Below are 7,017 nucleotides of genomic sequence, written 5' to 3'. Positions count from 1 at the left end.
CCCCCCCCCCCCCCCCCCCCCCCCCGGCCGGCGGGCCCCCCCCCCCCCCCCCCCCCCCCCCCCCCCCCCCCCCCCCCCCCCCCCCCCCCCCCCCCCCCCACCCTCCCCCGCCGCCCCCCCCCGCCGGCCGCGCCCTGCCCCTCTCCCCCCGCCGCCCCTGCCCCCCCCCCCCCCCCCCCCCCCCCCCCCCCCCCCCCCCCCCCCCCCACGCCGGAATGACGAGACTCAACTCGCCGACACCCGGGATGACGAGATTCAGTTCGCGTGTGTGCCGAACAGCTTGGGCAGCGTGCCCTCGAAGGTCTCGCGCAACTCCGCCAGGGTCACCGTGAACTGGCCCTGGACCTCGACGGAATCGGAGCCCTGGTCGACCACGCCGATGCGGGCCCACGGCAGGCCGCGGGCGGTGCACATCTTGGTGAAGCGGGTCTCCTCGGTGCGCGGGACGGCCACCAGGACGCGGCCCGCCGATTCGGAGAAGAGCGTGACGAACGGGTCGGCGTCCTCGGGAAGCAGGATGCGGCAACCGGTTTCGCCGGCCAGCGCGGCCTCCACGACCGACTGCATCAGGCCGCCCTCGCTGAGATCGTGGGCGGCGCTGATCATTCCGTCACGAGAGCCGGCGGTGAGCACCTCGGCCAGCAACTGCTCGCGAGCCAGGTCTACCCGCGGCGGCACGCCGCCGAGGTGGTCGTGCTCGACCTGCGCCCAGATCGACCCGCCGAATTCGTCGCGGGTCTCGCCGAGCAGGATCAGCGTCTCGCCCGGCTCGGTGCCCAGCCCGGTCGGGATGCGGCGGTGCACATCGTCGATGACACCCAGCACGCCGACCACGGGCGTCGGCAGGATCGCCGTCTGCCCGGTCTGGTTGTAGAAGCTGACGTTGCCGCCGGTGACCGGAATGCCCAGCGCCACACAGCCGTCCGCGAGTCCGCGCACGGCCTGCTGGAACTGCCACATCACGCCCGGGTCCTCCGGCGAGCCGAAGTTCAGGCAGTTGGTGACGGCCTTCGGGGTGGCGCCGGTGGCGGCGACATTGCGGTAGGCCTCGGCCAGCGCCAGCTGCGCGCCGGTGTACGGGTCGAGCTTGGTGTAGCGGCCCGACGCGTCGGTGGCCAGCGCGATCCCACGGCCGGACGCCTCATCGATGCGGATCACACCGGCGTCGGCGTGCTCGGCCAGCACGGTGTTGCCGCGCACGTACCGGTCGTACTGCTCGACGATCCAGCGACGGCTGCACAGCTGCGGGCTGGCGAGCAGTTTCAGCGCGGTGGCGCGCAGTTCGTCGCCGGTTCCGGGACGCGCCAGCGCATCCGGGACATCGGCGATCAGCGCGTCCTGCTCGTCGGGACGCCGCACCGGGCGCTCGTAGACCGGGCCCTCGTGCGCGACGGTGCGCGGCGGCACGTCCACCACGGTCTCGCCGTGCCAGCTCACCGTCAGCCGGTCACCGTCGGTGACCTCGCCGATCACGGTGGCCAGCACGTCCCACTTCTTGCAGACATCCAGGAAGGCGTCGACGTTCTCCGGCGTCACCACCGCGCACATGCGCTCCTGCGACTCGCTCGAAAGGATCTCCGCCGGAGTCATATTGGCCGCGCGCAACGGCACCCGGTCCAGCTCGACGTGCATGCCACCGTCGCCCGCCGCGGCGAGTTCGGAAGTGGCGCAGGACAATCCGGCCCCGCCGAGATCCTGGACACCGACCACCAGCCCGGCGTGGTACAGCTCCAGACAGCATTCGATGAGCACCTTCTCCGCGAACGGATCGCCCACCTGCACGCTCGGCAACTTCTTGCGCCCCGTGCCCGACTCGTCGCCGGAGAAGGTGTCCGAGGCCAGCACGGAGACGCCGCCGATGCCGTCGAGCCCGGTGCGCGCGCCGAAGAGAATGATCTTGTTGCCCTGCCCGGAGGCGAACGCCAGGTGCAGATCCTCCACCCGCATCACCCCGGCGCACAGCGCGTTCACCAGCGGATTGCCCTGGTAGGACGGGTCGAAGACGGTCTCGCCGCCGACATTCGGCAGGCCCAGCGAATTGCCGTAGCCACCGACGCCGCGGACCACGCCGTCCACCACGCGCCGGGTGTCGGGATGCTCGGCCGCGCCGAAACGCAACTGGTCCATGACCGCGATCGGCCGCGCGCCCATCGCCATGATGTCGCGCACGATGCCGCCGACGCCGGTCGCCGCGCCCTGATACGGCTCGACGTAGGACGGGTGGTTGTGGCTCTCCACCTTGAACGTGACCGCCCAGCCGTCGCCGATGTCGACCACGCCGGCGTTCTCGCCGATGCCGGCCAGCATGGCCCGGCGCATCTCGTCGGTGGTGGTCTGCCCGAAGTAGCGCAGGTGCACCTTGGAGGACTTGTAGGAGCAGTGCTCGCTCCACATCACCGAGTACATCGCCAGCTCGGCATCGGTCGGGCGGCGGCCGAGAATCTCCCGGATGCGGGCGTATTCGTCGTCCTTCAGGCCCAGTTCCTTGTAGGGCTGGGGGGTATCCGGGGTGGCTGCGGCGGCGCTGACGGTGTCGACGGGGACAGTCACGGTGGGTACCAAGGTCCTTTCGGCCGGGCATACGACGGGCAACCGGCAGCGGCGCCGGGTGCGACGTGAGGCTCGAGCGGGCGGGGAGACGAGCCCAGTCTAGTGTGTGGCAAACCCCACCCGACCAGGCAGCCGACCGGTGCCGGGATACGCTGATCAAGTGACAGATCGATCCAGGGTCGCGGATCCGGACGAAGCGCCGGTAACTGCCTCCGAGGGGGCCCTCACAGCAGGTCTGACAACTCGTCAGCTACGTCTGCTACTGATCGCAATTGCCCTGTTCGCGTTGTCGGCGATTATTTCCTTCGTCTTCAAGCTATGGCATGGCTACATCGACCTGCAGGTGTACCGCAACGGCGCCCGGGTCTGGCTCGACGGCGGTGACCTCTACGGTCCGATGCCGAAGTCGGGCGGGATCGGTCTGCCGTTCACCTATCCCCCGCTGGCCGCGTTGCTGTTCACGCCGCTGGCCGTCATGCCGCTGGGCGCGGCCGAGGCCCTGGTACTGGTGATTTCGCTGGCGAGCCTGGGAATCACGCTGTGGCTGGCGCTGCTCCGATTACGTCCGAGCCTGGACCGTCCGACCAGGCTGGCGCTGGTGATCGGCGCCGTAGCCGTTCTCGGTCTCACCGAACCGGTGCGCCAGACCTTCAATTTCGGGCAGATCAATCTGATCCTGATGGCCGCGATCGCACTGGACACGTTGGTGCGCAAGCCGTTCTGGCCGCGCGGCATGCTGATCGGAATCGCGGTGTCGGTCAAGCTGATTCCCGGCGCGTACCTGCTCTACTTCTTGATCCGCCGAGACTGGCGCACCTCGATCACGCTGGTGCTCTCCGCGATCGGGGCGGTCGGCCTGGGATTCCTGCTGTTCCCGCAGGATTCGGCGGAGTACTGGTTCAACACGCTGTGGGACACCGACCGCATCGGCCCGGCCTCCTATGCCGGTAATCAGTCGCTGAAGGGCTTCGCCTTCCGGCTCGGGGTCTCCGACGACGCGGCGACGCTGATCTGGATCATCATGTCGCTCATCGCCGTCGGGCTCGCCGCACTGTGGATGAAGCGGCTGCTCGACGCCGGGGCCGAGATCTCCGCACTGCTGGTGAACGCCGCCGCGGTGCTGTTGATCTCGCCCATCTCGTGGTCGCACCACTGGGTGTGGGTGGCGCCGGCGCTGCTGACCGCGGTCGCCGCGCAGACCACGCGCGGCGCGAACGGCCTTCCGCCGCAACATCCTCGACGCGGCCGCGTCTACACCGGCGTCCTCGCCGCGATCACTGTCATGTTCTTCGTCGGCCCGCACTGGCTGCTGCCGCACCAGAACGATCAGGAGGCCCGCTGGTCGCTGTGGGAGCAGCTGATCGGCAGCAGCTACGTGCTGGTGACCTTCGCGATCCTGGCGATCGGCGCGCTGGCCTACCGGCCGCCCGGGGTGAGGAACGCCGCCAACGCCGCCGAGTAGGACCACACGTCCGCCGCGCCCATCAGTTCCCGAGCCGAGTGCATCGCCAGCTGCGGCGCCCCGACATCGACGGTCGGCATGCCGGTCCGGGCCGCGGTCATCGGTCCGATGGTCGATCCGCACGGCAGATCGGCGCGATGCACGTAGCGCTGCAACGGCACCCCGGCCTGCGCGCACGCCAGCGCGAACGCTCCGGTGCCGACGGCGTCGGTGGCATAGCGCAGATTCTGGTTCACCTTCAGCACCGGACCGCCGTTGACCTCGATGCGGTGGGCGGGCTCGTGCCGCTCCGGATAGTTGGGGTGCGTCGCGTGCGCCATGTCCCCGGAGGCGCAGATCGAACCCGCCAGCGCCGCAAGGTACTCCGAGCGGCCGCCGCCGCGGGCGAGGACGATCCGCTCCAGCACCGCGGGCAGCAGATCCGACTGCGCGCCGCGGTCGGACTGGCTGCCGACCTCCTCGTGATCGAACATCACCAGCACCGGCGTCGCGGCGCCCGGTTGGTCGGCGGCGGCCAGGAAGGCGTGCAGGCCCGCGTAGCAGGTGCCCTGATTGTCCAAGCGGGGCGCGCTGAGCAGGTCACTGTCCCGGCCGATCAGCCGGCTCGGCGACAGGTCGTGGGTCATCAGCTCCCAGCCCAGTACCGCGTCCGGGTCGATCCCGGCCTGCTCGGACACGTAGGCGAGGAACGAGCGCGGCTCGCCGCCGACCCCCCAGACGGCGTTGACGTGCCGCTGCGGGTCCAGACTGACGCCGCGGCGGTCCTCGGACAGATGGATGGCCAGCTGCGGCACCCGTAGCAGCGGTTCGTCGATGCGGACCAGCCGCTCGACCACCGTGTCGCCGTCGCGGATCGTGAGCCGCCCCGAGATTCCCAGCTCGCGGTCCAGCCAGGAGTTCAGCCAGGCCCCGCCGTAGGGTTCCAGCCCGACCAGCTGCCAGCCCGACCCGGCCAGGTCGGGATGCTGCTTGACCCGCAGATTCGGGCTATCGGTGTGCGCGCCGACCACTCGGAAGGGGTGCGCGGCCGCGTCGGCGGCGGACCCGGCCCACGCCAGCAGCGAACCGCCGCGCACCACGAAGTATCGCCCGTCCGCGCCGCCGCTCCACGGCCGTGGCTCGGGCAGTTCGGTGAAGCCGTGCGCGGTCAATTCCGTTGCGACGGTGCGGACGACATGGAAGGGGGAGGGCGAGGCGTCGACGAAGGCACACAGCCCGGACGCCGTCGCGGTGGTCGAGACCGTCATACCGGCGATCCTAGAGCCCGCCGGGCCAGGGCCGGTCGTCCTGTACCCCGGGGACTTGTGTCACCACCCCTCCGAGAGAACTCCGGACGGCACTCGACCGGCGAAATAAAATTTCGCGCGAGAATGATATTCGGACCCGAATGACGCAATTTTTCGGGCGTCGAAAACATAGGATGATTGACTATTAGTTCAGTCGGCAACGGGCACGTCGGTCACCATTTCCAGCAACCGCAGCAGTTCGGCATGGCTGCGCGCGCCGATCCGCTTGCGCAATTCCTCCTCGGCCCGGCTCTCCTCGCAGCGCACGGACTCGACCAGTTCCGTGCCGCGCTTGGTCAGGCCGATGAGGATGCGGCGGCGGTCGTCCTCGGCGGCGATACGGAAGATCAGACCGCGTTCGGCGAGCGCATCGGCATGGCGGGTGGCCGAGGAGGGTGGCAGTTGCGCGCGGGCGGCCAGCTCGCTCATCGTGACGCCCACCTGATCGGACAATTTCGACAGCATCGCCCATTGATCGGCCGAAAGTTGCCTGGCACACAATGCCGCATCGAGGTGACGTAACCAACTGCGTTCGGCGGCCCGCAGCGCTCCATGCAGCGTCGCAAATCCGCCTACAATGGTCGACATATTTTCCCGCCCATCATTTTCGCTCTGACGAGAAGAAGGGTACCGAATGTTCGCCTCGCGCGAGACCCCGGACGATGTTATCGAGGTTCTCGACATCGTCCCACTACAGGGGTCCGGTGGAATTATCGGCCCCTCGGTCGATGCCGCAATCTCCCTGGCCGTCGATGAAATCAACGGCGGCACAGGAATTCTCGGACGGGAAGTGCGGGTCACCACCATCGACGGCGGGCGCGCCCCGGCCGAGGTGGCGCGCGAGGTCTCGGCACTGCTGGCGACCGGGATGGTGCACGCGATCACGGGCTGGCATATTTCGGCCGTGCGCCGGACCGTGGCCCGGGCCGCCGACGGCCGGGTGCCGTACCTCTTCGCCACCATCCACGAGGGCCTGCCGGACGAGATGCCCGGGGTGCTCATGATCGGCGAGGATCCGCAAGGGCACATTCTGGCCGCGATGGCGTGGTTGCGCCGCGAATACGACGTCCGCCGCTGGGCCCTCATCGGCAACGACTACATCTGGCCCCGCGCGACCGCGGCGGCCGTGCACACCGCCCTGGCGAATCCGGCATCGCTCGTGCTGGAACACTTCGTGCCGCTGGGCACCGCCGACTTCGCGGAGTTCCTCGCCGACCCGCGCCTGGACCGGGCCGACGGGGTCATCATGCTGCTGGTGGGCTCCGACGCGGCGCGATTCAATCGTCAGTTCGCGCACACCGGCCGGGCCGCGCGGCAGGTCCGGGTCAGCCCGGCCGTCGACGAGACCGTACTGCTCGCGGCCGGCGCCGAGGCCAACGAGAACCTCTTCGTCTCCTCGTCGTTCTTCCCCGATTCCGAACGCGTGCACCGCTATCGGCGGCTGCACGGCCCGTTCGCGCCGCAGCTCACCTACTTCGGCAATACCGGTTACGAGGCGATGCACACGCTGCGCGCGGTCGCGGAGACCGTGGGCGGCTTCGATGTGCCGCGCATCCACACGGCGCTGACCGAGGGCGCGGTGCTCGAGACCCCGTCGGGCGAATGCCGGTTCCGGGGCAATCAGGCCGTGCAGTCGGCGCAGATCGCCCGGGCCGAGGGCGTGGATTTCCGGATACTGGGCCGCATCAGCTGATCTCGAACGGTGCGTAAACTCTCGAT

General features: G+C 69.7%; 6 protein-coding genes. 2 read left to right on the top strand and 4 right to left on the bottom strand.

Annotated elements, in window-relative coordinates; translation table 11 throughout:
• Window positions 1–229, bottom strand: a 229-nt coding sequence (locus QH470_RS18645) for a hypothetical protein (protein WP_280273663.1), incomplete at its 3' end; no start/stop codon positions are given.
• Window positions 230–255: 26 nt separating this feature from the next.
• Complete coding sequence (gene purL, locus QH470_RS18640) at window positions 256–2,550, bottom strand: phosphoribosylformylglycinamidine synthase subunit PurL (protein ID WP_280273662.1); 2,295 nt, start codon at window positions 2,548–2,550, stop codon at window positions 256–258.
• A gap of 160 nt (window positions 2,551–2,710) precedes the next feature.
• On the opposite strand from purL, the gene QH470_RS18635 reads away from it, so the two are divergent.
• The gene (locus QH470_RS18635) at window positions 2,711–4,012 is read left to right on the top strand and encodes a glycosyltransferase 87 family protein (protein WP_280273661.1); all 1,302 of its coding nucleotides are present in this window, start codon (window positions 2,711–2,713) and stop codon (window positions 4,010–4,012) included.
• Here QH470_RS18635 and QH470_RS18630 read toward each other — a convergent pair.
• Window positions 3,967–5,259: a M18 family aminopeptidase gene (locus QH470_RS18630; RefSeq protein ID WP_280273660.1), complete on the bottom strand. Its 1,293-nt coding sequence runs from the start codon at window positions 5,257–5,259 to the stop codon at window positions 3,967–3,969. The genes QH470_RS18635 and QH470_RS18630 overlap by 46 nt on opposite strands.
• Before the next feature lie 189 nt (window positions 5,260–5,448).
• Entirely contained in the window at window positions 5,449–5,886 is a 438-nt protein-coding gene (locus QH470_RS18625) for a MarR family winged helix-turn-helix transcriptional regulator (protein WP_187686458.1), read from the bottom strand.
• Window positions 5,887–5,932: 46 nt separating this feature from the next.
• Here QH470_RS18625 and QH470_RS18620 point away from each other — a divergent pair, with 46 nt between their 5' ends.
• Window positions 5,933–6,991: a substrate-binding domain-containing protein gene (locus tag QH470_RS18620; protein ID WP_280273659.1), complete on the top strand. Its 1,059-nt coding sequence runs from the start codon at window positions 5,933–5,935 to the stop codon at window positions 6,989–6,991.
• The last annotated feature ends 26 nt before the right edge of the window (window positions 6,992–7,017 follow it).

Source organism: Nocardia wallacei, from assembly GCF_029868745.1.
GTDB lineage: Bacteria > Actinomycetota > Actinomycetes > Mycobacteriales > Mycobacteriaceae > Nocardia > Nocardia wallacei_B.
This window is presented reverse-complemented; position numbering and strand designations above follow the sequence as displayed.